A 26868-nucleotide genomic window follows, 5' to 3' on the forward strand; every position below is an offset into this window, starting at 1 on the left:
AGGATCCCCGCCAATGGCGGTAATTCCAACCCGAGCAGCCGATCCGTATCGACGCGGCTTGCGATGGCGGAGCGGAGGCATGGGCTCGACCGGTCATCGTCGGCGAACGGTTCAAGCGCCCCGCGGTTGCACGGACGGGCGCGCACGCGTTGGCGAGCGGGAAGCGGAACGGACCGGCGATCCCTGTCAGTGGGAAAGCGATGGCGGATAGCAGCTCCATTCGACAGCACGATCGATATGGAAGGCGCCGACCCCAGTCACGAACCCTACATGGCGGTACGGCAGCGCCGTGAGTTCGACGCTGAGCGAGCCCGGCGCGTTGCAGTAGATCGTACGCCGCGCGATCGGATCGAACCGCGCCCGGAAGTGCTGGCTCGACTTGACCACCACGACATCCTTCCCGGCAAGGTCGATACCAAGTCCGGTAAAACATTCGGGCGAGAAGACCTGCTGCCGGATGCTGTTGATCACGATATCGATCCCGCCGACGCGCAACCATATCGCAAGCCCCAGCGGGTCGCTCGGGACGTCGCTGAACACGCGCTGCCGAAGGTCGTCGCGGATCGCGACCACCTCGGCACCGGCCAGATCGACCGGATCGCCCGAAAGAGCGCCGATCTTCCCGCCGATCCTCAGGTCCATCCGCGCACCGACTCCGGCATCGGCGGCGATGATGGCCGCCTGCGGATCCCAGATCATGCCGATCGCGGCGCGATCGACCTTGCGATCGAGCAGCTCGCGCAACAGGAAGCTGCTGTCGCAGGCGGCGCCTCCGCCGGGATTGTCAGAGCTGTCGGCGATCACCACGGGTCCCGGTCCACGCGGTGTCGCCAGCGCTTCACGGACCGCCTCGCCGACGCCGAGGCGCTCGGCTGGTGCCGCTTCGAGATTGTCCACGAAGCGGCCGGCGACCTCATCTGCAATGGCCTTCGCCGCGCCCTCCGCTCCCGGTGCCGCTACGATCAGGACCGAAGCGCCGGTGCGCTCCCAATCCGACCAGGGAAAGCCGTGCATCAGCGTCACCGAGAGAATATGATCGCGCTCCTCATAGGCCGAGAGCGCGGCTACCAGGCTGCGCATCGGCTCCTCGGTCGTCCCCTGGAGGCTGAGGATGGGGATCGAGCGCCACACGGTGCATGGCCGCACCCTTCCCGCCGCCATCTCGGCGAGTATCGCGACCAGTTCCCCGGCGCGGGGACGATAGTCGACATGGGGATATTCCTTCACGCCGACGATCACCGTACCGCTTCCGATCATCTGCGGAGAGACGTTGCCATGCAGATCGAGCAGGGCGCCGATCGGCATGTCGGGCCCGACGATCCGGCGGACATGCGCCAGAAGATCGCCTTCGCAATCGTCCAGCCCCTGGGCCATCATCGCCCCATGGAGGTTGAGCAGGACCATGTCGACCGGCTGCGCCGCCCGCAATCCTTCGAGGATTTCCTCGCGCAGCTCCTCATAGAGCGCCCGCGTCACCGGTCCGGAGGGCTGGGTCCAGAAGCAGGGACCCTCGACCACGGAGAAGCCGCGCTCGCGGGCCACGGCAACGGCGTCGCCATATCCGGGAAAGGCCAGCGCCGCGGCGCGACCGGCCTCGTCGCCGGGCCGGTAGCAGACGTCGCTCTCGAAGCTGCGCATGCTGGTGGGGATCGGCGAGAAGCTGTTGGTCTCGTGCGACAGCCCGGCCACGTAGATCCGCAGAGGTTCGGGACCCGTGCGCCCGTTCACGCGTCCGCTCCCGCCGTCCGCTCGAAACGCAGCGCCTGCATCCGGCCCGCGGTGACCGAAAGGCGGTCCCCGCCTTCCGAAAAGGTCAGAATTGCGCCGATCGCACCAATCGGCCCCAGCGAGATCGCCTTCCAGATGCGATCGGCAAGCGGTTCGAGCCTGTAGCGGGCGCTGCCCTGCGGCCCCCACATCGTCATGGTCGGCCCGCCTTCTTCGTCGGCTATCTGGAGGCCGGTGTCCGCGATGGACGAACCGTAGCGGCCGCAGCGACTGCCCAGGCGGCCTCCTTCGACCACGTCGAGCGGATCGAGACGGTGCCGATGGCCGAATTCCATGAAGCCAAGTCCTTCATCCTCGAAGGTCACGCTCTGCTGGCAGAACAGCAGGATGTCGGGGAGCTGGAGCACCCCTTGGTCGTCGGCGCGCATGGGCACCGGCGGCCCGCCGTCGATCGCCACGAGCTGCATCTCGCCAGTCTCGCTGAGCTCGACCACGCGGCCGTTCGCCGCCGAAACGAAGATGCCGGTCCGTCGCTCGACCGCCTTGCCCTCGGGAACGGGATCGAGTCCTTCGACACAGGCGTCGATGACGCGGTTGGCGAGATCGGCGGCGCTCACGTCGGCGCGGTTGCTGGCAATCGTGATGTCGAGCCCGGCGGCCGGCACCTTGATCATCTGCGAATTGCCGGCCAGGACGCCGCCGCCGTGCGACAGGGTCTCTACCCCGCGATAGGGCATGGTGATGAGCCCGAGGCCGTACCCGGTCGAGATGCCGTTCGCCAGGCGCATCGGCTCACGCATCAGTTGCCAGCTTCCCGCGGAGCCGACGATCGGCGCGTCCATGTGCTTCATCCAGCGCAGCATGTCGTCCATCGTCGATACGATCCCGCCCGCGCCACTCACCTCCATGCCCATATAATCGCGGGTGAAGCGCCCGTCGGCCCGACGGAAATGCAAGGTGGCGCTATTGGGGACGAAATCCGTGTCCCAGCGGCGCAATAGCGTATCGTACATGCCGACCGGCTCGAATATCCGTTCGCGCAGCACATCGTCGAGCGATTGGCCGGTGATATTCTCGATCGCGGCGGTCAACAGCATGTAGCCGCCGTTGTTGTAGCTCCAGCTGGTTCCCGGCGCGAAGTCGCGATCGTCGATGGTTCGGTAGAAATCGATCAGCTCGGCGTCGGTCGCCGGCGTGGAAGGGCCCTGGAGCAGAAGGGTGATCGCCATCACGTCGCGAAGGCCGCTGACATGGCCCATCAGCTGGCGCATCGTCGCGTCGCGGCTTGCCGCGTGCAGGCCCGGCACATGCGCACCGACCGGATCGTCGATTCCGGCACGCCCCTCCTCGCACAGCAGCATATAGGCGAGCGCGGTGAAATGCTTGGTCGTCGAGCCGATCCGCATCCGCATCGACGGGCTCAGCACCACCGGCAGTTCCATATGGGCGAGGCCGAAGCCCTTGCGGTAGACGGGCTTGCCGTCGATCGCGATCGCCACCGCCACGCCGGGCTGCCGCCCCTGATCGACCGGCGCGAAGATCGCGTCGACCTTGCCCTCGTCCAGCGTTGCAACCATCGACCGTTGGGGCATCATCTCTTCTCCATCGACACGGAACGGACCAACCTCATTGACGCGCCGGGCCGGTGAGGGCGAGGTCAGGCGACACTCCCGTCCCGGCCGAGGGGCGGCGCGTGGTCCACCAGAGGCACAGCGACGCGAGCATCGCCAATGGAGCGCCGACCAGCGCCATGCTCTCGCCGAGCCTGGCCTCGCCGCCCAGCCATTCGCTCACGAGCGCGACGAGCGGTCCCGACAGAGCCCCGCCAAGCGACACGGTGACCACGTACAACCCCATCACCAGGCCTCGCAATTCGTTGGGAATGCGGAAGTTGATCGCGATGACGGGAATCGAGATCGCGATCGCATAGGCGACGATGAAGGTCACCGCGGCGATCGCGAAGCCGATCAGGCTGGGCATCATCGCCAGGAAGGAGGCCGGGGCGCACAGCAGCGCCGCGATCGCGGCGGGCCGGGTGATCCCCCCGCGGTCGCCGCGACGAAGCAGGTGATCGGCCAGCTTTCCGCCCGCCAGCAGCCCGACGACGCTCGCCCCCAGCGAGACCGCTCCGAACCAACCGGCGAAATCGGCGGGCTGCTGTCCGTAGAGACGCGTGAGGGCGGGCGGTATCCAGCTCAATATGCCGGTCGACATTCCCGACAGGAAGGTCGTTCCACCGAGCAGCGGAAGCAGGAAGGTGCGAAAGGCCCAGAGTTCCACGAGGGTACCGCCGCCCCGGTCGCGAACCTCCATGCGCGGGGGTTCGCGCAGCAGGGCGAGCAGGGGAATGAGCAGCACGCCGCCGGCGGCGAAGGCGAGCGACAGCACCCGCCAGGCGCTTAGCCCGAAGGGCAGGCCCCCCGGACCGGCGGAGACGGCCGCCAACGCCCCGAGACCAAGGCCGCCGATGATGATGGCGCCGCCCTGCCCCAGCCCCTGGCCGATCGCATAGCTGCTGGTCGCCATCGCGCGATGGCGCGGGGCGAAATAGTCGCCGATCAGCGACATCGCCGCCGGCAGCGTGATAGCGTTGGCGATGCCGAGAACCGCCTTGCTGAGCATGAGCGGCCACAGGCCGCCCGACAGGGCGGTTATCACGAGGCCGGTGCACCAGAGCAGCATGGCCGCCACCAGCATCCAAACCCGGTTGACCCGGTCGACGAGCATTCCCATGGGAATGCAGAACAGCGCATAGGCCGCGTAGAGGACGGTGGTGTTGGCGAGGCCCACCTGGACGTCGGAAAGACCGAGTTCATGTTTGATCGGCTCGACGAGCAGCGAGATCACATAGATGTCCATCGCCGTGAAGAAGGCGATAGCGACGAACAGTATCTGCGCGCGGCGCGCCACCCCAAGGTCCGGATAGTGCCGATCCCCGATGTCGTCTTTCACGGGAGGTCCTTTGCGAAGGAAGCAGGCGGGACGCGGCCGTCTGAAGCGGCTGCGCCCCTCCCCGCTCAGAAGCCGGTGGTCAGCTTCAGGCCGATGGTGCGCGGCTGCAGCATCGTCACTTGCGCAGGTCCGCCGAGGCTCGACAGGATGGTCTGGGCGCTCAGCTGGCCGCGGACATCGAGAAGGTTGCGCACATAGAGCTGCGCATCGACCGGTCCGACCGTGATCCCCGCGCGGACATCGATCGAGGTGTAGGCCGGTAGGTGATATTGCGGCACGCCGGGATTGGCGTCGAAACTCGCCTCGCGGTCCGAAACATAGCGCAGCGTGGCGCCGAGCCGCGGTTCGAGCGGACTGTCGACCAGCCGATAGTCGGCGTTGAGCGCAGCGGTCAGGTGCGGCGTATTGGGCAGCCGCTCGCCCTTGCGGGCGCCGAGCGCCGCATTGGCTTCGGCGACATAGCCGTCATTATAGGCGAACGCGCCGCTGAACAGCCATCGGCGGCTGGGCCGTGCCGTGAGGGTCAGCTCGCTGCCCTTGATGTGCGCCCCGCCGGCATTGAGATAGGTCGACACGCCGGCCACCTGGCTGAGGAGCTGGATATTCTTCCAGTCGATGTAGAAGGCCGAAAGATCGATACCGAAGCTCCGATCGGCCGTCTCCGCCTTTATGCCGATCTCGTAGCTGTCGAGCGTATCCGACGCGTAGGTGTCGGGAGCGCCGCGCAGGCCGGTGGCCGGATCGATCACGAGGAAGTTGGGCCCGCCGGGACGATAGCCGGTGGCGAAGCGCGCATAGGCGGTGACGTGGCGGCTGAACTTGTAGCGCGCATTGGCGAGATAGGTGGTCACGCCTTCTTTCGACGTCCGACGCGGGCCGGAGGTGACAAGCAGCCCCGCGGCGTCCTGCTCGAACGCCTGCTTGTTGCGGGCGTAGCGGATGCCTCCGGTCACGTCGAACCTGTCGGTCAGATGCCAGGTGACGTCGCCGAACAGCGCATATTCGCGGTAGGTGCTACGGATGCGCGCGTCGACGAGGTTGACCGGCAGCGGCGCGAGGCCGGCACCGAAGACGTTGCCGAACTGGTGCAGCAAGCTCTTCTCGCGGGTGTAGAAGCCGCCCAGCAGCCATTCGATCGGCTTGCCGCTTTCCGACGCCAGCCGGATCTCCTGAGTGAACTTCCGCGTCCGGGCGAGCTCGTCGATGCCCACGGCCTGCGCGGGCACTCCGAACAGGAGGTTCAGCAGCGTCGCATAGACAGCCGATCCGTCGGTGGTCTGAAACGCCTTGTTCGACTGGTAGCTGCTGATCGAGCTCAGCGTCGCGCCGCCGAAGTCATAGGCGAGCGTGCCGCTGACGAGCCGGAAATCGTTGCGGAACGGTTCGGCGAGCGGGTGAGCCTGATCGAGCGTGCCGGCGATGCGGTCCCCGGCAAGCGTATAGGCCGTATAGCCGTTGCCGTCGCGGCGGATGTTCTGCGCGAAACCGGTCAGGCGGACGGTCAGCTCATCGGTTGGACGGGCGTAGAGCTCGACCCTGCCACCGTAGACCTTGCCGCGATCGACATCCTTCCGCCCGGTCGCGACATTGTCGCTGAAGCCGCCGTCGCGCGAATAATAGCCGCTCGCGCGGACCGCGAGCTTGTCCCGCGCCACGGGGGCGTTGAGGGTTGCGGCGACGTCATAGCTGGTGCCGCCCTGGCGGGTATCGGCCAGACCGAGCTGAGCGCTGCCGCCGAAATCCGACAGCGACGGCGTGCGCATCACATATTTGAGCACGCCGCCCATCGAGCTCGCGCCGTAGAGCGTACCCTGCGGGCCGCGCAGCACCTCGATCCGATCGAGGTCGAACAGGCCGACGTCGAGCGCGCGGCGCACGCCGTTGGCGAAGGCGGAGCTCGACCCATAGGGGACGTCGTCGACGTAGATGCCGACGGTCGGCCCCACGTCGGCGCCGGTGGTCACGCCACGCAGGCTGATCTGCGAAGTGCCCGCGCCCTGCGTCGTGAACTGCAGGCCGGGAACGGTGTTGGCGAAATCGGCGAAATCGGTGGCCGCCAGCTTGGCCAGATCCTCGGCGGCCAATGCCGTCACCGACTGCGGGGCCTCGATCAGCCGTTCGCTGCGCTTTTGCGCGGTGACGACGATGTCGCCGGGCATCGCGTCCTCGCCGGACGGAGAGGCCCCTCCCTGCGCATGGGCGGGCGCCGAGGCGGCGAGTAGCGCGATCGTGCTGATCGCTAGCAACCGGATTTCACGGGCAGTTGGAGTGAGCATCGATGTCCCCCTTCTCTTGATGGGCTTCCCTGGACGATGTGGTTTCACGAAAGGACTTCGGCGCGGAGGCGTGCGGGCGAGAGGTCCGACGCGTCGATACCCTGATCCTGAAGGTCCGCAGGAACGGAGCGGCCGCTGATCAGCTCGGCTGCCAGTCGCGACAAGGCGGGCGAAGTCTGGATGCCATAGCCGCCTTGCCCGACCAGCCAGAAGAAGCCGGGTGCATCGGATGCGAAACCGACCACCGGCGTCTTATCGGCGACGAAGGTGCGCAGGCCCGCCCAGCTATGGGTGATGCGGCGCACCGGCAAGTCGAGCGCCTGCTGCACCCGGTCCACCGCGATCGCGAGGTCGAGTTCCTCCGGCGAGGCGTCACACGGTTCCGATGGGGTCTCGTCGGCGGGCGAGATCAGGATGCGGCCGCCTTCGGGTTTGAAATAGAATTGCTCGGCGATGTCGATCGCTGCCGGCCAGCGCGACGGATCGACGCCCGCCGGAGCGTCGACGGTGAGCGCGCTTCGGCGCTTGGGCTGAAGGCCGACGGGACATATCCCCGCAACCGCCGCGATGCGATCGCCCCAGGCGCCGGCGGCGTTGACCAGGATCGGGGCGCGGAAGCTCCGCCCGGAGGCCGCGACCAGCCAGTCGCCGTTGGCCCGCTCGATCGCCTCGACCCCGCTCGAGCAATGCAGGCTTCCGCCATTAGCACGATGGCGCCTGAGGAAATGCTGGTGGATCGCCGCGACGTCGAGATCGAAGGCGCAGCGTTCCTCGAGCGCGGCGACGACATGGCCCGGCTTCAGCAAAGGGATACGCTCGCGCAGCACATCCCCGGAGACGCGGGACACGAATGGTCCGACCGTCGGCTGGCCGGCGAAGGCCTCGAGGGCGTCGAGCTGATCGGCACGGGCGATATGCACGCAACCGCGCGGATGGGCGAAATCCTGCCCGTCGGCGCCGGCCAGGAAGAAATCACGGCTCGACCGGGTCAGCGCGCGGATCGAGGCGTTGCCATAGACTTCGGAGTGCAAAGCTGCCGAACGGCCGGTGGCATGATAGCCCGGCTGAGCCTCCTGCTCGAGCAGCACTACCTGGTGGCTGGTAGACAGCTCGGCGGCGACCCCGGCCCCGGCTATTCCTGCCCCGATCACGATGACGTCGGCTTCGAGATGCACGTCCAACCCATTTCGTTCGAATCGATGGGTCATTTCTGACAGAAAAATTTCTAATTGGAAAATTCTTTCTGATCAGGACTTACATAAACCGCTTTGCAATGATCTCGCAAAGCCTCCGCCTTTCGCTGTTCACCATGATTTCCGGCTAATAGATGCCTTCCACCAGCCATTTATCCGGTATGCAGCCGTCACCGGATACGCTACTGCGATCCTGATCAGGACAACATCATTGGAATCGAGGATGTCTCGCGACGAAAAAACCCTGGGGGCCGTCCTCACCAAGCTGCGCACGCGCAACGGCTGGACGCTCAAGGAAATGAGCCAGCGCAGCGGCATCCCCATGTCGACCTTGTCGAAGGTCGAGCATGGCCGCCTTTCGCTGACCTATGACAAACTGCAAAAGCTCGGCGAACGGCTCGACATCCGGATGGCCGATCTCTTCGCGGAGGATGAACGCGAAGCGAGTCCGGTACCGATCATGGGCCGGCGGAGCATCGGCACAATGGAATCGGCCGTTCGCGTCGACACGCCCAATTATGAATATCGTTATGTCTGCACTGAATTGCGCAACAAGCGCATGGTACCGGTCCTCACGCGGGTTCACGTGCGCTCGATCGCGGACTTCGGCGATCTGGTCCGTCATCCGGGGGAGGAATTCATATATGTGGTGAAGGGCGCCCTTATCGTCCACACCGAATTCTACGATCCGGTCCGGCTCGACGAGGGTCAGTCGCTCTACATCGATTCAGGCATGGGCCATGCCTATATATGCGCCGAGGGATATGACGAGGTCCTGTTGCTCGGCGTGATGTCCAGCGCCGAGGAACTGCCTCCCATCCGGGGTGCATAGGGGCCATCGCGTACAGCGCGCCTTCCGGGTCCCGGTGCACCGGCTGCGAAATATGGCGCCAGCAACGGAACGACCGGCAGCACTGTCGTCCTTTCATTCGGCGATGCGCTTCAACCTCGAGCGCCAGTGAATTAATGGGGATCAGCTGCGCTTTGCGCCGTAGAAGGCGACATAGCCGACATGGTCGGAGAGCATCGCTCCATCGGCATCATGGCCGAAGGGCGTGCTGAGGCCCTGCACGGCCAGTTGCAGGCGCGCGCCGGGAACGGCCAGTTGCCAGTCGCGGGCGCGGAGCATCGAATAGGCCGCGTCGGTCGGCATGCTGCCGCAAACCGTCTCCGACGCGCTGCAGGTGCGCAGCGCGTCCCTGACGATGCCGGGCGCCCGTTCGCCCCATTTGCGCAGGTGCGCTGCGAAATAGGCCCGGCGCGCGGGACGCTGGCCGACGTTGAAGTCGCCCGCGACGATGACCGGTGCGCCGGGCTTCACATTGGCGGCGAGGAACTGGTCGAGCGCGTCGATCTGGCGGCGATAGGCGTAGAGCGACCGATCATCGGCGACGTGCGAGGCGCGGCGCGAATTGAGGTGGACGTCGACCACCGCGATCGGTTCGCCGAGCCCCGGCACCGAGATCATTGCCAGCACCGCTCCCTTGTTCGCGAGGCAATCGAAGCCGGCGCAGGTAGGAAAGGCCATCCTCCGCACCGACAGGATCGGATAGTCGGACAGGATCTGGAGGCCGCTATCGACGATCTTGCCGCTGCGCTCGCCGCTGAAGAAGCTCGCCTCGCGCTGGAAGGCGCGGTCGGCCTCGGTGGTGATCGGGGCGCCAGCCAACGACCGGGCGGGGCCGTTGACGATATAGCGGTAGCCGCCTTCGACGCCGATCCGCTTCGCCTGGTCGGTGAACGCTTCCTGCAGCACGACGATGTGCGGCTGCTCGCCCAGCAGCCGCAGCGCTTCCAGCCGGGCGCCGATCTTGGCGAACGCCGCCTCGCGGCCCAGCCGGACCGGCCAGGGCAGCCCCTCGATATTATAGGTCATCACCGAGAGGCCGGGATGCCCGCGCATGTTGGTCATGACGAATGGCGTGTTGCCGTTGGCAGGGCGCAACAGGCCCGGCACCAGCAATACCAGGACGATCAGCCCCAGTCCGGCCACGACCCGCGCCGCCATCTTCCCTGCTTTCGATCCGATCGTCATCGCCATGCGCTCCGTTTCGAGCGCCAAGACGGCAAGCGCCTGGCAAAGCCGCACCGCTTCGGCGTGCGAATCCGCCCTTTTCGCGCCGATGCGGGTTTCGCCGGACGGTGGCGTCATGGCGCGCATGAGGATCGGATTTCTGTTCAATCACGACCAGGTCCACCAGGTCGCCCACGCCCTGCCGATCGCCTTGGCGATACGCCGGCTCCATCCCACCGCCGAGATCGTCGTCGCCACGACCAACGACCGGCTGACGGCCGAGGTCCGCCGCCTGGCGGCCGACGCCGCCGAGGGGCTGACGATCGTCCAGCTTGCATTGCGCAGGCCGCTGACGCGCTTTCTCGCACGACATTTCGAATGGGCGCTGCCGGTGCGCAAGATCGGGGTCTATCGCGACAATCTCGACCTGTTCGAAGGTCTCGACGCGCTCGTCGTCACCGAAAAGACCTCGCTCCTCCTCAAGACCCGCTACGGCCTGAGAGTACCGATCATCCATACGCGGCACGGCGCGGGCGATCGCGCGATCGGCTTCGACAAGGCCAGCGCCCGGTTCGACCGGGTGCTCGTGTCGGGACCCAAGATCCGCCGTCGCCTGATCCAGGAAGCCGGCGTCGCCCCCGACCGGATCGACACCGTCGGCTACGCCAAGTTCGACCTGATCGGAGAACGCTCGCCCCGCCTGCCCTTCCAGGACAACGGCAAGCCGACGGTGCTCTACAACCCGCACCTCTCACCGCACCTGTCGTCCTGGTATCGCCACGGCCGCGCGGTGCTCGACCATTTCCTCCACGACGACCAGTTCAACCTGATCTTCGCGCCGCACGTCATGCTGTTCCACCGCCGCTTCGTCGTCACGATCGACAAGTTGCGGATCGACCGGCCCGGCGTCATCGATCAACGCCATCTCGACGCACCCAACATCCATATCGACCTGGGCAGCCCAGCCTCGACCGACATGACCTACACGCTCGCCGCCGACATCTACCTCGGCGACGTCAGCAGCCAGGTCTACGAATTCCTCCATCGCCCCCGCCCCTGCGTCTTTCTCAACAGCCATGACGTCGATTGGCGCGGCAATCCCAATTACGCGCATTGGGCGGCGGGGCCGGTGATCCACGATCCGGCCAATCTCGGTGCCGCGATCGACTGGGCTATGGTCGCGCGCGACCAGTATGAGCCGATCCAGCAGCAATTGTTCGCCGACAGCTTCGATCTGTCGGAGGAGCCGTCCTCGCTTCGCGCGGCACGGGCCGTGCTGCGCTTCCTCGGCGTGCCGGCGATGGTCGAGCCGGCGCAGGGCGGCAAAGACCTGGCGGCCTGACCATGCCGCTGCGCAAGGACATCTGGCGGCCCGCCATCGTCGAGCGTCGCATGAGCGACATCGTCGCCGCGGGCTCGATCGAGGGGGCGCCGCTGCGCTGGCTGCCCGCCTTGCGGCCCTACAGCTTCCTGGCCGATCCGTTCGGCTTATGGCGGGACGACCGCTTCCACCTGTTCGTCGAGCGCTTCGATTATCGCGACCGGCGCGGCGTGATCGAGCTGATCGTCCACGATGCCGGCCTCACGCCGCTCTACCGCTGCAAGATATTGTCGGAGCGCTGGCACCTGTCCTACCCGTTCGTGTTCGAGGCCGAAGGGCAGATCTGGATGCTGCCCGAAGCGCATCGCTCCGGCGGGTTGACGCTCTATCGCTGCTTCGACTTTCCCGACCGCTGGCAGCGTGCGGCGCGGATCGAACTGGATTGCGTGCCGGTCGACGCCACGCCCTTCTGGCACGACGGCCTGTGGTGGCTGTTCTACGCCGCCGCCGACGATCGCCACAGCAAGGTCGCCCATCTCCACGTCGCCTTCTCCGAACGGCTGACCGACGGATGGCGGCCGCACCCCGCCAACCCGGTCCGTCGCGATCCGGCGAGCGCCCGACCCGGGGGAACGCCGATCCTCCTCGATGGGCGGATCATGCTGCCGGTGCAGGATTGCTCGCGCACCTATGGCGGCGGCATCGCCATGCTGGCGATCGAGCGGCTCACCCCCGACGACTTCGTCGCGCATGTCGAGCGGAGCATCGCCCCGCCCGCCGGGCTTCACCCGTTCGACGAGGGCATGCACACCTTGTCCGCCGCCGGCGAGGTAACGCTGATCGACGTCAAGCGGACGATGCTGTCGCTCCACGGCCTTGCGATCGAGGCACGGCGCGAGACGCAGCGCCTGTTCGCGCCGCGCCGCCGCTGACCAGCCGCTCCATCACCGCGCGGCCGCGCGCCTCGAAGGCCTCGGCCCCGAAGCGTTCAAGCACCTTCGCCCGCGCCTGCGCGCCGATCGCCGCCATCCCGCGGGGGTCGGCGATCATCGCCGCGATCTTCCCGGCGAGCGGCTCGACCGCGCCGGGCATCACCAGCTCGCCGGTCGCCCCCGGCTCGACCGACCGGGCCAGCTCGCCCACCGCCGAGGCGATGACGGGCAGGCCCGCCTGCATCGCCTCATGCGCGGCGATGCAGAAGCCTTCCGACCAAGACGGCTGCACATAGAGGTGGAGCCCCGCCAGGAAAGCGCGCGGATCGGCGACGAAGCCGGGGAAATGCACGCCGCGCACCCCCTTCTCCGCCGCCCAGGCCTCGAGCGCGGCGCGCTCGGCGCCTTCGCCGCCGACGATCAGCTCGAACCGCAAGCCCAGCCGTTGCAGCCCGGCGACCGCCCGCAACAGCACGTCATAGCCCTTCACCGGATGCAGCCGGCCGAGGCTGCCGATCCGGATCACCTCGCCCGGCCGCCATGGCGCCGCGCACGGCGCACCGGCATCGGCGCGGAAGATCGGCCAGGTCATCAGCCGGTCCGGGCCAACCTTCAGCCGATCTGCGGTCAGCGCGGCGACCGCGTCCGAATCCGCCACCCACAGGATCGTCAGGTGCCGCGTCATCCGCAGCAGGCGGCGATTGGCGGGCTTGAGGAAGGCGGCATGCTGCCAGCTCACGACCGGCAGCGACAGGCGGAGCCCGGCAATCTGGCCGAGCAGGGTCGCGCGAGTGAGCGACGTCCAGAGATGGGTCGGCCGCCAGTCGCGCAGGCGCCGGAGCAGCCAGCGAAGCGCCCGTCCATGGTCGCGTTCGCCGCCGGGGCGCACCTCGACCGCGATCCCCGCCGCCTCCAGCGCCGCCACGCCGCGTCCGTCGCGCCGGGTCAGCGCGAAGACTCGCACCTCGGCACCGCAGCGGCGCAGCACGTCGAGGATGGCGGGCACGGGCGACGATGCCCCGCCGCCCTCCATCGAATTGATGATGTAGGCGATGCGGAACGGAGGCGAACTCAGCGGCGCGTGCAGCATTGCCGAAAGACGCCGCCGGCCTGGTGCACCCACACCTGTCCTGCCGTCCGAAGCGAAAAATTTTCCTGGTGCGGCATTTGCGATGCGCTGCCGTCTTTCGTGCAGCCGGCAGAGCCCGCCGGCGCGATGGGAGGACAGCGAATGCGAGCCGCCGCGACCGGGCCCGTCCTGACGCTGATGCTGGCCGCTGGCATGCCCGCCTATGCCGCGTTGACGCTGATGCCGTGCAGCGGATGCCAGTTGCCGACCCTCCCCCCGCGCCTGGCCGATAGCCGAAAGGCATGGAAGGCGCTGATCACCCCGCCGCGGTCGCAGCCATCTTATGACGATCTGTTCCATGCCGGCCATGCGGCGGCGCGGGGCCTGACCGATCGCTGGGCTGCCCATGTCTTCGTGCCGGGCGAAAGCCGCTTCTCGATCGAGACGGTGCGCCGCTTCGCCCGCCGCTCGGCAGGGCCGGAAGCGATCGGCATGCGCCGCGACACGCTGTCGACGGGATCCGCCACCCTCCGCTATGCCCTCCCGCTCGGGCCCGCCGACAGCGTCTCGCTGGGGCTGATGGCCGGCATGGAGAAGCAGCGCTTCGCCTTCGACCTGTCGCGCGGCCACCATGTCCGCAGCCAGATGCTGGGCTTCGTCGCCAACTGGTCGCACGGAACGCCGTGGGGGCTGGAGACCGGCTATCGCTTCGACTTCGGCAGCCGCACCACCTCCAGCCTCGAGCGCGGCATCGAGCTCGCCGAAGGCGCGCAGCGCTCGCAGCGCGGCGCCTGGACCGCGCTCAGCTACACGATCGAGCGGGCAGACGCCCCCACCAGCCTGTCCTTCGGCGTGCGAGCCCAGGCCTTCCGGCTGACCGACGACGATCGGCTCGCGTTCGGTGCCGCCGGCCGCGCCGACAACCGCCTCGTCTTCACCACCTCTTTCCGGTTCCGCTGATGGCTCTCCTGACCGCCGATCGCCGCACGCTCCGCCTACCGTCCCCAGTCCCACGCGGCTATGAAGTAAGCCCGACCGGGCCGAACGAGACGAATCGCATGACCGGAGACGGCCTCGAAGCCATCTTCATGACCCATCGCCCGACGCTCTCGCGCTTCTTCGCGGCGCGCGGCGCGGGCGCGGACGTCGAGGATCTGTTGCAGGAACTGTGGCTCAAGGCGCGGTCTGCGCAGACCGGGCCGATCGCCGATCCCGCCTCCTATCTGTTCCGCATGGCTGACAACCTGCTGCTCGACCGCCGCCGGGCCGACCTGCGCCGCAGCCGCCGCGACGACCAGTGGACCGGCATGACGCGCGGCAGCGTCGTCGACGTCTCCGACACGCCGTCGGCCGAACAGGTGCTGATCGCCCGCGAAAGGCTGCGCATCGTCGACCGCGCGATCGACGCGCTCGGCGAGCGGACCGCCGCGATCTTCCGCAGCTACCGGATCGACGGCCTCAACCAGCGCGACATCGCCGCCCGGATCGGCATCAGCCTCAGCGCGGTCGAAAAACATCTCCAGAAGGCTTATCGTGCGCTGGTGGAGGTTCGCGGCCGGCTGGATGCGGATTCCCCGGCACCGCGTCGTCTCGACGTCGAAGGAACGAACGATGTCGCAGATTGACGAAGCGAGGAGGGAGGAAGCCGCGGCCTGGTTCATCCAGCTGCGCGATCCCGCGACCGCCGATTGGGAGGGCTTCACCGCCTGGCTCGAACGCGATCCCGCCAACAACGGCGCCTATGAGGCGATCGCCCTGGCCGACGGCGACTATGCGTCGCTGGTCGAGCAGGCCGCCCCGCCGCAGCCGTCGAACGACAATCCCGCCGGGGAGCCGCGCCGCCTGGGCCGGGTCGCCGGATGGGCGACGGCTGCCGCCGCCGTCATGGTCGCCGCGGTCTCCTATCCGCTGCTGACCGGCTCGCCCGCCACCTATGCGGTCGAAACCGCGGCCGGGCAGCGCAACACCATCCGGCTCGACGACGGCACGCGGATCGACATCAACGGCGATTCGAAGGTCACGCTGCGCAAGGACGACAACCGCTTCGCATCGCTCGAACGGGGCGAGGCGACCTTCACCGTCACCCACGACGCGAAGAATCCCTTCTCGGTGAAGGTCGGCGATGACGTGATCCAGGACGTCGGCACCGTCTTCAACATCGTCCGCGACGCGGACGGGATGGAGACGGCGGTGTCATCGGGCGTGGTCGTCTACAATCCCGGGGACGAAGCGGTGCGGGTGGCCGCGGGCCAGGTGCTGCGCCTGTCTGCCGACGGCAAGACAGTGACGGTCGGCGCGGTCGACCCGGCAGGCGTCGCCTCCTGGCGCAAGGACCGGCTGGTCTACGACAATGTCACGCTGGCGCGGGTGGCTGCCGACCTGTCGCGCAACCTGGGGACGCCTGTGCGTATTTCGCCCGACATTGCCGCCCGCCCCTTCAGCGGCGTAATCCTGCTCGGCGGCGATCAGGCCGCGCTGCTCCCGCGCATCGGGGCGATGCTGGACGTGACGATAACGCATGAAGTCGATGGTTGGCGCCTATCGTCGCACAGTGGTGACGGCCGCTAGGGGATTGGCCTGCATGGCGATGGCGGGGGCGCTGGCGCAGCCGGCGCACGCGCGCGACGTGCACTCCTTCGACATCAGGCCCGGCCACCTGTCCGACGCGATCGTCGCGCTGGGCGTGCAAGGCGGCGTCAGCATCGGCCTGCCGAACGCCACCGCGCAGAACCTGCCGGTCCCCGGCGTGCGCGGGCGGCTGTCGGTCGACCGGGCGTTGCGCCGACTGCTGGCGGGCAGCGGCTTCCACGCCGTGCGGATCGACGACCGCAGCTATACGATCGCGGCGGACCGGTCGAAGGCGCGGTCCGCACCCGTGGCGCTCCCCGCCGGGCCGGCCAGCCCACCGATCGACATCATCGTCACCGCCAGCAAGCGCGACATCCGCCTGCGCGACTTCCCCGGCACGATCGCGATGGTCGACGCGGCAGTCGCCGGGCTGAACGGCAACGCCCGCTACGGCACCCAGGCGCTGGTCGACATCATCCCCAGCCTGTCGTCGACCCATCTCGGCCCCGGCCGCAACAAGCTGATCATCCGCGGCGTCGCCGACAGCAGCTTCACCGGCCCCACCCAGGCGATCGTCGGCCAGTATCTCGGCGACATCCGGCTCAACTACAACGCGCCCGATCCCGATCTGAACCTCTACGACATGGCCAGCGTAGAGGTGCTCGAAGGGCCGCAGGGGACGCTCTACGGTGCGGGGTCGCTCGGCGGGATCGTCCGGCTGGTGCCGACCTCGCCCGACCTGTCACAAGCTGCGGGTTCGATCGCGGCGGGGATTGGCAAGGTCGAGGGGGGCGGGCCGAGCAACGATCTCGCCGGCATGATCAACCTTCCCATCAGGACCGATCGGATCGGCCTGCGTGCAGTCGCCTACCGATCCGTCGACGGCGGCTATATTCGCGACGCCGGGCGCCGGCTGAACCACATCAATCGCTCGCAGGCGGCTGGCGGGCGGATCATCCTGCGCGCCCGGCTCGGCGACTGGACGGTCGATGCCGGCGGCACATTGCAGGACATGAAGAACCGCGACGGCCAATATGCCGAGCGCGGCCAGCCTCCCTACACCCGGCGCAGCGCGATCGCGGAGCCCTTCGACAACGACTATCGGCTGGGCCAGATCGTCGTCACCCGCAAGTGGGGCGATATCGCCCTGCTGTCGGCGACCGGCATCGTCGGCCATGACGTCGACGAACGGTTCGATGCGACGCGCGCGAGCGACACGAGCCCGCGCCTGTTCCACCAGAGGAGCCAGATCACCCTCTTTTCGAACGAGAACAGGCTGAGCCGTCAGGATCCCGACGGGACCGGCTGGCTGGTCGGCACCAGCTTCGTGTCGAACAGCGAGCGGCTGATCCGCGAGCTGGGCGCGGCGACGGCGCCGACGCGGATCGCCGGCGTGCGCAATTCGGTGCGCCAGGTCGCCGCCTATGGCGAGCTCAGCCTGGGTCTCGGCCCGCTGATCGTCACCGCCGGCGGGCGGCTGGCGCACAGCCGGCTGACCGGCGAGCTGCTCGACGACGGCAAGGACAGGAACGAGCCCAATCGCAGCGAAGTCGAGGTGCTGCCGTCGATCGCGCTGAGCTGGCGCCCAACGCCGCGCCTGACCACCTATCTCCGCTATCAGGAGGGATTCCGTCCCGGCGGTCTGTCGGTCGCAGCCGGCAGCGGCGGGATCGTCTCGCAACGCTTCCTGGGCGACAGCATCGTCACGATCGAGGGCGGTGCGCGCTTCGGCCATCCGGTACGCGACCACTTCTCCGCCGCGCTCAGCCTGTCGTACAGCCATTGGGAGCATATCCAGGCCGACCTGGTGAACGCCGCGGGACTACCCATCACCGCCAATATCGGCAACGGCCGCATCCTCGGCTTCGAAGCGAGCCTGCGCTGGGCGCCCTTCGCCGGCTTCGTGGCCGAAGGCGGGCTGTTCCTCAACGACAGCGAGCTGACCAGCCCCTCGGCGGGGTTCGAGGATGCCGCCCATGCCGAACTACCCAACATCGCGCGGGTCGGCGTGCGCGGGGCGCTCAGCTACGATCGGCCGATCGGCGGCGGCCTGTCGCTGTCGCTGACCGGATCGGTGCGCTATTTCGGCCATTCGCAGCTCGGCGTCGGCAGCCTGCTCGCCATCGAGCAGGGCAATTATGCCGACACCGCGCTCGGCCTGCGGATCGGCACCGAGCGGCTCGGCGCATCGATCGACGTGACCAACCTGTTCGACACGGCCCAGAACCGCTTCTCGCTCGGCAACCCGTTCGGCGTGATGGACCGGCTGCAGGTCACGCCCCAGATTCCCCGCACCGTCCGGATCGGCGTCGATGCCCGCTTCTGACCGCCGGCTGCTGGCGTCGATCCACGACGTCTCGCCCCGCTTCGCCGGTCAGGTCGACCGGCTGGCCGATCGGCTGGCGCACCATCTCGGCGGACCCCGCTTCGCGATGCTGGTGGTGCCCGACCATTGGGGCGAAGCACCGATCGCTCACGACCGCGCCTTCCACGCCCGGCTGCGCGACTGGCATGCGGCGGGGATCGAGCTGTTCGTCCATGGCTGGTTCCATCGCGACGACAGCCGCCACGCGGGGGCCGCCGCAGGCTTCAAGGCGCGCCACATGACCGCTGGCGAAGGCGAGTTCCTGGGCCTTGGCGAGGACGAGGCGCTCGACCGCATGCGCCGCGGCCGCGCGCTGATCGAGGATATCGTCGGCGCCGGGGTGGCCGGCTTCGTCGCCCCCGCCTGGCTCTACGGCCCCGGCGCGATCGCGGCGCTCGGGACCGCCGGCTTCGCGATCGCCGAGGATCATCTGCGCGTCTGGTCTCCGGTCGACGGTCGCGTGCTGACGCGCGGGCCGGTGGTGACCTGGGCCAGCCGCAGCCGAGGGCGCATCGCCAGCTCGATCGCCTTCGCCGCGCTCGCCCGCCATGCGCTCGCCCCCATGCGGACGGTGCGGGTGGCGGTCCATCCGGGCGACACCGGCGTGCCCCGGCTGCTCGACAGCATCGACGCCGCCTTCGCCCGCCTGCTGTGCGGCCGGACGCCCGGGCGCTATCGCGATCTCCTGACAGGCTGAAAAAATCGTCGCGCCGCCGTGCGGGAAAGCGGGTGCCGCGTCGTCCTCGCTGCGAAAAGGCAACGCGACGAGGACTGCGTGTCGTCCCATCCGAATAGCGCCACGGCGCAGCTTCCGTCGATCGACATCCCCAACCGCAACTGGCCCAAATGGATATCGGCCGCCGTGTCGATCCTGCTGCTGGCGGTGATCGGCCGGCAGCTGGGGCAGCTCGATCGCGCCGCGCTGCTCGCGTCGATCCCCGCCAGCCCCGGCTTCTGGGTGGCGCTGCTCGCTTATTATCTGGCCCTGCCGCTGTCCGAATGGATCATCTTCCGCCGGCTCTGGGGCCTTCCGATCGAGGGCTTCGCCGCACTGCTGCGCAAGCTGGTCAGCAATGAGGTGCTGCTCGGCTATAGCGGCGAGCTGAGCTTCTACGCCTGGGCTCGCCGCCGCTCGGGAATCAGCGCGGCGCCGTTCGGGGCGATCAAGGACGTCAGCATCCTCTCGGCGCTCGCCGGCAATGTCGCGACCCTGGCGATGATGGCGCTCGCCTGGCCCTTCGTCGCCCATCTCGGCAACGGCATCCGGCTGCGCGACGTGGCGCTGTCGATCGCAGCGGTGCTGCTGACCTCGATCGCGATCGGGCTGCTCAAGCGCAGGATATTCTCGCTGCCGGGCGACCAGCTCCGCTTCGTCATGGGCGTGCACCTCGCCCGGCTCGCGGCAACGACGCTGCTGTCGGGCCTGGTCTGGCACTGCGCGCTGCCCACCGTTCCGCTGACGCTGTGGATCGTGCTCGCCGCGCTCCAGCTGCTGGTGACGCGGCTGCCCTTCATCCCCAACAAGGACCTGCTGTTCGCCGGCGCCGCCCTGCTGATCGCCGGGCCGGGCAGCGACATCAGCCGGCTGATCGCAATCGTCGCGAGCATCATCCTCGTGATTCACCTGCTCGTCGGCCTGCTGCTCTCGGCGGCCGACCTGGTGCGCGAGGCGCGCGAATGAGCTTCGCTATCGCTATCGCCTTGGCCGCCGCGCTTCCCGCCTCCACGCCGGAGCTCGGCACGCGCGAAGGCGCCTGCCGGCCGAATGAACCGGGCCCGGCGCTGCTGATCGACGTCGTCGGCCTCAAGGACCGCTCGGGCCTGCTCCGCGCCGAACTCTATCCGGCGGTCGACGGCGATTTCCTGGCCGACGACAATGTCCTGATCGCGGCGGGCAAGACCTTCGCGCGGGTCGACATGACGGTGCCGCCCAGCGGGCCGGTCCGGCTGTGCATCCGCGTGCCGCGTGCCGGCCACTACGCGCTCTCGCTGCTCCACGATCGCAACGCCAACCTGAAGTTCGACCTGTCGGGCGACGGTATCGGCTTTCCCGGCAATCCGAAGCTCGGCTGGTCGAAGCCGCACGCCGACAAGGCCGCGGTCCAGGCGGGACCGGGCCTCACCACCATCGCGATCCGGCTCAACTATCGCCGCGGCCTCACCATGCGTCCCCTGGAGGATCGATGAAGATCGTCGACGTCAGCGCCTTCTACGCCCCCGAGGGCGGCGGCGTGAAAACCTATGTCGAGCAGAAGATCCGTGCGCTGGCGGCACGCGGCCACGAACTGGTGGTCGTCGCACCGTCGGACCGCGATGCGATCGAGCCGCGCGGACCGGGATGCCGGATCGTCCACCTGGCCTCGCCGACGATGCCGCTCGACCGGCGCTACCGCTATTTCGCCGAGGCCGGGCCGGTCCATGCGGTGCTCGACGCCGAACGCCCGGATTTCGTCGAGGCCTCGTCCCCCTGGCGCACGGCCTCGATCGTCGCCGGATGGCAGGGCGCCGCACCGCGCGCGCTGGTGATGCACGCCGATCCGCTGGCGGCCTATGCCTATCGCTGGTTCGGTCCGATCGCCGAGCGGGCGACGATCGACCGCCATTTCCAATGGTTCTGGAACCATCTGCGCCGCAATGCCCGCCGGTTCGACCGGGTGATCTGCGCCAATCACGGCTTCGCCGCCCGGCTTTCGGCGGGCGGCGTCGCGCATGTGGCGACGGTGCCGCTGGGGATCGACGCCGGTATCTTCAGCCCCGTACATCGCGACGAGGCGTTGCGCGCCGACCTGCTCGCCCGCTGCGGGCTCGGGCCCGACGCGCGGCTGCTGCTCGGGATCGGCCGGCACAGTCCGGAGAAGCGCTGGCCGATGGTGATCGACGCCTGCCAGCGCGCCAGCCTGAAGCGCCCGATCGGGCTGGTGCTGGTCGGCGGCGGGCGCGACAGCGCGCGAATCCGTCGGCACATCGGCGGCAATCCGCACGTCCACCTGCTCGCCCCGGTGCGCGACCGTATGTTGCTCGCCCGATTGATGGCGAGCGCCGACGCCCTGATCCACGGATGCGAGGCCGAGACCTATGGGCTTGCCGCCGCCGAAGCCGCGGCATCGGGCCTGCCGCTGATCGTCCCCGCAGAAGGGGGGGCCGCCGATCTGCTCCTGGCCGGCCAGGGCGAGCGATACCGGCCGGCGAGCAGCCGGTCGGCCGCCGCCGCGATCGATCGGTTGTTCGCCCGCGACATCGTCGGCCTCCACGCCGCGACCCGTGCCGCCGCAGGGCGGATCGCCACGATCGACGATCATTTCGATCGGCTGATCGCCGACTATACGGGGCTGTCGACGACGGCCCGGATCGTCGCCTGAGGGGAACGGCCATGAGGCATCCGCCGACGCCATTCGCCCAGGCAACCCATATCGCGATCGTCATGCACGACTTCTCGAACGGCGGGACCGAACGGATCGCGATCCGCCTGGCCAACCGCTGGGCGCGGACGGGGCGCCGCGTATCGATCCTGTGCGGCACGGCCGAAGGGCCCGCCCGCGCGCTGGTCGATCCGGGGGTCGCGGTGATCGCGGTCTGGCCTGAGATCCAGCGGAGCCCCCTGTCGCGCTTCGCGCTGGGCCGCGCGCTCGCCGAATGCGTCGGGCTGCTCCGGCCGGACCTGCTGTTCGTCCCGGGCAATTTCCATATCCTGGTGATCGCGACCCTGGCCCATATGCTGGGGCCCGATCGGCCGGCGATCATCTGCAAGCTCAGCAATCCGCTCCGCCGCCCCGGCCGGGCACGCCCGCTTCAATGGCTGTTCGAGAGGATCGTCCGGCGCATGACCGGTGCCGTCGACGGCTTCGTCGCGATGTCGGCGGCCCTGGCGGACGAGGCGCGGCAGGTGCTGCGGCGGCCCGAGGTGCGGCTGATCCCCGAACCCAATCTCGACGAAAGCTATCGCCCGCCGCGCGGTACCGGACAGCGCGACGGCCGCACCATCCTGTGCGCCGGCCGGCTGGCGCCGCAAAAGAATTTCGACCTGGCGGTCAAGGCTTTCGCCCGTGTCGACCCCGCCTTCGACGCCCGCCTGCTCATCCTGGGCGAAGGCGAGGCACGCCTGAAGCTGGAGATCCTCGTCGACCGGCTCTGCCTCAACGATCGCGTCCGGTTCGCCGGCCATGTTCCCGACATCCGTCCGGCCCTGGCGCGCGCCAGCCTGTTCCTGCTCAGTTCGCGCTATGAGGGCTATCCGGCGGTAGTCGTCGAGGCACTGGCCGCTGGCGTCCCCGTCGTCGCCACCGACTGCTCGCCTGCGATGGGGGAGATCATGGATGACCCCACCTTCGGCCAGGTCGTTCCCGCCGATCCCGCCCGGCTGGCCGAAGCGATGGAGAGCCTGCTGCTCGACCCCTGGCGGCGGGTCGATGCGAGCCGCCTTGTCGAGCGGCATCGCGCGGATGCGGTCGGCGATCGCTACCTGGCCTTCTTCGACGCCGCAGTACAGGCCCGCCGGGGTTGAAATTCACTTCCATCACCGGCGGTCGACCGGGCCCTCTTCACCAACGGACCCAGAAGGCCTGCGATATCAGGCCCAACACTGCAGCAGGTCGTCATATCGGTCGATTTCCGCTGCTAATCGCCATGGCTGGCATCGTCGCGCGCGTCAGGCACGGACAGATCCGCAGCACGCCCGAACCATGGCCGGGCTTCTTCGAGTTGGGCCGCCAGCGCGAAGATCGTCTCCTCGTCGCCGAAGCGGGCGGCGAATTGCGATCCGACCGGAATGCCCTGCTCAGTCCAATAGAGCGGGATCGAGGCGGCCGGCTGGCCCGTCACATTGTGAATCTGGGTAAAGGCCACCGACGCGGCCAGCGCGGCATCGAGTTGATCCTGATCGGGATTGGACGGATCGAGCACACCGATCTGCGGCGCGACCTGCGCGGTCGTCGGCGACAGCACCAGGTCGAACGCGTCGGACTGGGCGCGGAACAGGCGTGACACCTCGGTCATGCTCTCCAGCCCGGCGATGAAGTCGCCGGCGCTCGCCCGCCGCGCGCCGTCGACCAGCCGCGCGACGTAGGTTTCGAGCTCTTCCATCCGCACCGGCCGGCCGGTCGCGCGGGCATGCTGGTCGAGGCTGTGCATCACCAGCATCGGCCAGACGACGAAATATATCTCGCGCAGCCGGCCATGATCGAAGCGCAGGTCCGCCTCGATCACCTCATGGCCGAGCTTCTCGCACAGCCTGGCGGTCTCCTCGATCGCGCGGATGCAATCGGCGTCGACCGGCGTATCGTCGAAGGCGCGGCGCTGCAGCGCGATGCGCAACCGCTTCGGCCGGGTCCGCGTCGCGGCGAGAAAGCCCCGGCGGGGCGGCGGAGCGGCATAAGGCGCGCCGGTGTCGGGCCCGTGCGTCACGTCCAGCAGCAGCGCGCTGTCGCGCACGGAGCGGCTGAGCACATGGGTTGTCGAGAAGCCGAGGAAGGCGCCATGGGCGGGCCCCGCCGGCACCCGGGCGCGGGTCGGCTTGATCCCGAACAGACCCGAGAAGGAGGCCGGGATGCGGATTGAGCCGCCGGCGTCGCCGCCCTGCGCGGCGGGCACGACCCCCGCCGCGACGGCCGCCGCCGCCCCGCCCGAGGAGCCCCCCGCCGTCCGCGACAGGTCCCAGGGATTCCGCGTCGGCCCGAACAGGCGGGATTCCGCGCTCGCCGCATAGCCGAACTCGGGCGTCGTGGTGCGGCCGAACAGAACCAGCCCTGCTGCCAGATAGCGCTTCACCACCTCGCTGTCGAAGCTCGACACCTGATCGCGCATCACCAGGCTGCCGCTGGTCATCGGCCAGCCGCGTCGATGGGTGGTGATGTCCTTCAACAGGAAGGGAACGCCAGCGAGCGGCGCCGACAAGGCGGCAGCCGCCGCGTCTACACGGCCGGCCTCGTACATCGGGTGGCAGATCGCGTTGAGCACCGGATTGACCGCTTCGGCCCGGGCGATCGCGGTTTCGAGCAGCTCGGCCGGCGTCACCTGGCCCGATCGGACGAGCTCCGCCATGGCGACGGCATCGAGCCCGCGATATTCGGAAAAGGAAAGGGCCATGCGCGCTCTGTTCGTGAGGATCGACAGGAATCGACGCAGGACTATCAGCCCCGCCGATCGTGGGGCAGGTGCGAATTGGCCACTTTGAGCCTCGTCTGCATGACCGGCGATTGCTAGTCTCGCCGGCCGGAACATCGTCGGGAGATTTGCATTGCCGCTGGATTCTTGGGCTGGAAGAGGGATCGTCTACGATCCGGCGGTCGCTGCCAGGCTGCTGAAGCGCAAGGACAGCGAGCGCGAGAAATCGCGCAACAAGAAGATCAGCGACATATTGGCGGTGGCGGTCAACATCTTCGCCCAGGAAGGCATCAGCGGCTTCTCGATCCGCCGCATCGCATCCGAGGCCGGCATCTCGCTCAGCACGCTCCAGCATTATTTCGGCACGCGCGACAATCTGCTGGTGCTGACGATCAATTCGCTGCTGGCCGGCTATATCGCCGACTATACCGACATCAGCCGCGACACCCGCCTGTCCCCGCGCGAGCGGATGGTGAAGGTGATCGACGATCTGCTGCAGGTCATCTCCAACCCGCTGATTTGCGCCTTCTACGTCAATCTCTGGCCGACCGCGACGAAGGCCGACCCGGTCGCTGACATCGTCCGCGAAAGCTACACCCAATATTATGAGGCGCTGACCACGATCATCTCGGGCATGCGGCCCGAACTGTCGCTGGAGAAAGCGTCGACGCTGAGCTGCCTGATCGGCTCGCAGATCGACGGCTTGGTCGTCACCCGCCTGATCGCGCCGCACGGCTTGCCCGACTGGGAGGTCATCGTCGATCGTTCGAAGGCAGCATGGCTGGCGATCATCGACGATTTCGATGCGCAGGAGGTCGCACCGGCCCCGGCCAGGAAGCCGGCGCGCAGGCCCCGCGCCAAGGACTAGGCGCGCACCGCCCGTCGGACGCCGGGGCGGACCATCGACCGACCATCACGATATGGCCAGTTCCAACCTTGGGAAGCCGTCGCTTTCCACCGATGGATCATGCCGTGATCGATCCGGGGGCAAGCCTGGGCGACGCGCCTTTCTTTCCTCCATCAAAGATCGAAGGACCATGTCGAAGCCCTTGACCTCATCGAATGACACCCTCTGGGACCGACGGTTGGCGGCGGTTCCGCACGGCGTCGCCACCGCTGCACCGATCTTCGCCGCCCGCGCGGAGAATGCGGAGATCTGGGACGTCGAAGGGCGGCGCTACATCGACTTCGCGTCCGGCATCGCGGTGCTCAACGTCGGCCATCGCCATCCGAGGATCATCGCCGCGGTCGAGGAGCAGCTCGGCCGCTTCACCCATACCGCCTTCCAGGTCGTCGGCTATGAGCCCTATGTCCGGCTGGCCGAGCGGCTGAACGCGCTGGCGCCAGTGGTCGGCCCCGCGAAGACGATCTTCTTCACCACCGGCGCGGAAGCAACCGAGAATGCAGTGAAGATCGCCCGCTACGCCAGCGGCCGCAGCGCGGTGATCGCCTTCGTCAACGGCTTTCACGGCCGCACCCTGCTCGCCTCGGCCATGACAGGGAAAGTCCTGCCCTACAAGAAGGGCTTCGGCCCGCTCCCCGGCGATATCTACCATATCCCCTTTCCCAGCGAGGCGCACGGCGTCACGGTCGAGCACAGTCTCGCCGCGCTCGCCAACATCCTCAGCTCGGACGTCGAGGCGGCCAATGTCGCCGCGATCATCCTCGAACCCGTGCAGGGCGAAGGCGGCTTCCACGTCGCGCCGTTCACATTCCTGCGCGCGCTGCGCAGCCTGTGCGACGAGCATGGCATCGCACTGATCGCCGACGAGGTGCAGACCGGCATCGGCCGTACCGGCAAGCTGTTCGCGGTCGAACATGCCGGGGTGCGGCCCGACCTGATCACCGTCGCCAAGTCGCTCGGCGGCGGCTTCCCGCTGTCGGCCGTCGTCGGCAACGCCGCACTGATCGACCGGGTGCCGCCCGGCGGCCTGGGCGGCACCTATGCCGGCTCGCCGATCGCCTGTGCCGCCGGCCTCGCCGTGCTCGACGTGATCGAGCAGGACGGACTCTGCGACCGTGCCGAGCGGATGGGACGACGGATCACCGAGCGATTGGGTGCCATCGCCGCCCGCCGCGAGCTGCCGATCGGCATGCCGCGCGGCCTCGGCGCGATGATCGCGTTCGATATCCGCGCCGGATTGGAGGACCTTCGGCCCGACGGCGGGGCTGCGAAGCGGGTCTGTGTCCGTGCGCTGGAACTCGGCCTGATCCTGCTGACCTGCGGCCAGCATGGCGAGGCGATCCGCCTGCTGGCGCCGCTGACCGCGTCCGATGCCGTGCTCGACGAAGGGCTCGACATCCTCGCACGGGCGCTGGCCGATACGCTGGGCACCGCATGACGGGCTGGC

The 26868-nt window shown here is 68.4% G+C and carries 22 protein-coding genes; 14 read left to right on the forward strand and 8 right to left on the reverse strand.

Annotated features, from left to right (window positions below; all coding sequences use genetic code 11):
* Positions 1 to 186: 186 nt before the first annotated feature.
* The 5 genes from B5X82_RS11555 to B5X82_RS11575 form a co-directional block, all read right to left on the reverse strand.
* Complete coding sequence (locus B5X82_RS11555; protein ID WP_125724923.1) at positions 187 to 1728, reverse strand: M81 family metallopeptidase; 1542 nt, start codon at positions 1726 to 1728, stop codon at positions 187 to 189.
* Positions 1725 to 3323, reverse strand: a complete 1599-nt coding sequence (locus B5X82_RS11560; RefSeq protein WP_079648306.1) for a serine hydrolase domain-containing protein — start codon at positions 3321 to 3323, stop codon at positions 1725 to 1727. Before B5X82_RS11560 ends, B5X82_RS11555 begins: the two co-directional genes overlap by 4 nt.
* A 31-nt stretch (positions 3324 to 3354) precedes the next feature.
* Complete coding sequence (locus tag B5X82_RS11565; protein WP_139385088.1) at positions 3355 to 4680, reverse strand: MFS transporter; 1326 nt, start codon at positions 4678 to 4680, stop codon at positions 3355 to 3357.
* 65 nt (positions 4681 to 4745) lie between these two features.
* On the reverse strand, positions 4746 to 6956 hold the full coding sequence (locus tag B5X82_RS11570) for a TonB-dependent receptor (RefSeq protein WP_079648308.1): 2211 nt from the start codon (positions 6954 to 6956) through the stop codon (positions 4746 to 4748).
* A gap of 44 nt (positions 6957 to 7000) precedes the next feature.
* On the reverse strand, positions 7001 to 8131 hold the full coding sequence (locus tag B5X82_RS11575; protein ID WP_209045367.1) for an NAD(P)/FAD-dependent oxidoreductase: 1131 nt from the start codon (positions 8129 to 8131) through the stop codon (positions 7001 to 7003).
* On the opposite strand from B5X82_RS11575, the gene B5X82_RS11580 reads away from it, so the two are divergent.
* The gene (locus B5X82_RS11580) at positions 8109 to 8981 is read left to right on the forward strand and encodes a helix-turn-helix domain-containing protein (protein WP_328588183.1); all 873 of its coding nucleotides are present in this window, start codon (positions 8109 to 8111) and stop codon (positions 8979 to 8981) included. The two genes, B5X82_RS11575 and B5X82_RS11580, sit on opposite strands and share 23 nt — an antisense overlap.
* Before the next feature lie 141 nt (positions 8982 to 9122).
* On the opposite strand, the gene B5X82_RS11585 is transcribed toward B5X82_RS11580, so the two are convergent.
* Positions 9123 to 10211: a sphingomyelin phosphodiesterase gene (locus B5X82_RS11585; RefSeq protein ID WP_235862667.1), complete on the reverse strand. Its 1089-nt coding sequence runs from the start codon at positions 10209 to 10211 to the stop codon at positions 9123 to 9125.
* Positions 10212 to 10308: 97 nt separating this feature from the next.
* On the opposite strand from B5X82_RS11585, the gene B5X82_RS11590 reads away from it, so the two are divergent.
* Entirely contained in the window at positions 10309 to 11505 is a 1197-nt protein-coding gene (locus tag B5X82_RS11590) for a hypothetical protein (protein ID WP_235862668.1), read from the forward strand.
* Between the two features lie 2 nt (positions 11506 to 11507).
* Entirely contained in the window at positions 11508 to 12416 is a 909-nt protein-coding gene (locus B5X82_RS11595; RefSeq protein WP_079648311.1) for a glucosamine inositolphosphorylceramide transferase family protein, read from the forward strand.
* Here B5X82_RS11595 and B5X82_RS11600 read toward each other — a convergent pair.
* Positions 12331 to 13506 (reverse strand): glycosyltransferase family 4 protein, encoded by a 1176-nt coding sequence (locus B5X82_RS11600; RefSeq protein ID WP_079648312.1) that lies wholly within the window; start codon positions 13504 to 13506, stop codon positions 12331 to 12333. The two genes, B5X82_RS11595 and B5X82_RS11600, sit on opposite strands and share 86 nt — an antisense overlap.
* Positions 13507 to 13647: 141 nt before the next feature.
* Between B5X82_RS11600 and B5X82_RS11605 the strand changes: the two genes are divergently transcribed.
* The 9 genes from B5X82_RS11605 to B5X82_RS11645 all read left to right on the forward strand — a co-directional run bounded on the left by B5X82_RS11605 (position 13648) and on the right by B5X82_RS11645 (position 22919).
* Positions 13648 to 14445, forward strand: coding sequence for a hypothetical protein (locus B5X82_RS11605; RefSeq protein WP_079648313.1), 798 nt, complete (start codon positions 13648 to 13650; stop codon positions 14443 to 14445).
* 98 nt (positions 14446 to 14543) lie between these two features.
* Complete coding sequence (locus tag B5X82_RS11610) at positions 14544 to 15110, forward strand: RNA polymerase sigma factor (protein ID WP_223811398.1); 567 nt, start codon at positions 14544 to 14546, stop codon at positions 15108 to 15110.
* Entirely contained in the window at positions 15097 to 16053 is a 957-nt protein-coding gene (locus B5X82_RS11615) for a FecR family protein (RefSeq protein WP_223811399.1), read from the forward strand. The genes B5X82_RS11610 and B5X82_RS11615 overlap by 14 nt, the downstream gene beginning before the upstream one ends.
* Complete coding sequence (locus tag B5X82_RS11620) at positions 16004 to 18379, forward strand: TonB-dependent receptor domain-containing protein (RefSeq protein ID WP_223811400.1); 2376 nt, start codon at positions 16004 to 16006, stop codon at positions 18377 to 18379. Before B5X82_RS11615 ends, B5X82_RS11620 begins: the two co-directional genes overlap by 50 nt.
* Positions 18366 to 19115, forward strand: a complete 750-nt coding sequence (locus B5X82_RS11625) for a DUF2334 domain-containing protein (protein WP_079648317.1) — start codon at positions 18366 to 18368, stop codon at positions 19113 to 19115. The genes B5X82_RS11620 and B5X82_RS11625 overlap by 14 nt, the downstream gene beginning before the upstream one ends.
* 78 nt (positions 19116 to 19193) lie before the next feature.
* Positions 19194 to 20099, forward strand: coding sequence for a hypothetical protein (locus tag B5X82_RS11630; protein WP_223811401.1), 906 nt, complete (start codon positions 19194 to 19196; stop codon positions 20097 to 20099).
* On the forward strand, positions 20096 to 20605 hold the full coding sequence (locus B5X82_RS11635; protein ID WP_079648319.1) for a DUF2141 domain-containing protein: 510 nt from the start codon (positions 20096 to 20098) through the stop codon (positions 20603 to 20605). Before B5X82_RS11630 ends, B5X82_RS11635 begins: the two co-directional genes overlap by 4 nt.
* Positions 20602 to 21777 carry a glycosyltransferase gene (locus B5X82_RS11640; RefSeq protein WP_079648320.1) on the forward strand — a complete coding sequence of 392 codons (1176 nt, stop codon included), beginning with the start codon at positions 20602 to 20604 and terminating at the stop codon, positions 21775 to 21777. The genes B5X82_RS11635 and B5X82_RS11640 overlap by 4 nt, the downstream gene beginning before the upstream one ends.
* A gap of 11 nt (positions 21778 to 21788) precedes the next feature.
* Positions 21789 to 22919 (forward strand): glycosyltransferase, encoded by a 1131-nt coding sequence (locus B5X82_RS11645; RefSeq protein ID WP_079648321.1) that lies wholly within the window; start codon positions 21789 to 21791, stop codon positions 22917 to 22919.
* Positions 22920 to 23032: 113 nt separating this feature from the next.
* On the opposite strand, the gene B5X82_RS11650 is transcribed toward B5X82_RS11645, so the two are convergent.
* Positions 23033 to 24499, reverse strand: a complete 1467-nt coding sequence (locus B5X82_RS11650) for an amidase (RefSeq protein WP_176152535.1) — start codon at positions 24497 to 24499, stop codon at positions 23033 to 23035.
* 151 nt (positions 24500 to 24650) lie between these two features.
* Here B5X82_RS11650 and B5X82_RS11655 point away from each other — a divergent pair, with 151 nt between their 5' ends.
* Positions 24651 to 25385 carry a TetR/AcrR family transcriptional regulator gene (locus B5X82_RS11655; RefSeq protein ID WP_079648323.1) on the forward strand — a complete coding sequence of 245 codons (735 nt, stop codon included), beginning with the start codon at positions 24651 to 24653 and terminating at the stop codon, positions 25383 to 25385.
* Positions 25386 to 25554: 169 nt separating this feature from the next.
* Positions 25555 to 26859 (forward strand): 4-aminobutyrate--2-oxoglutarate transaminase, encoded by a 1305-nt coding sequence (gene gabT, locus B5X82_RS11660; RefSeq protein WP_079648324.1) that lies wholly within the window; start codon positions 25555 to 25557, stop codon positions 26857 to 26859.
* Positions 26860 to 26868: the final 9 nt, after the last annotated feature.

This window comes from Rhizorhabdus histidinilytica (genome assembly GCF_900167915.1).
Lineage (GTDB): Bacteria > Pseudomonadota > Alphaproteobacteria > Sphingomonadales > Sphingomonadaceae > Rhizorhabdus > Rhizorhabdus histidinilytica.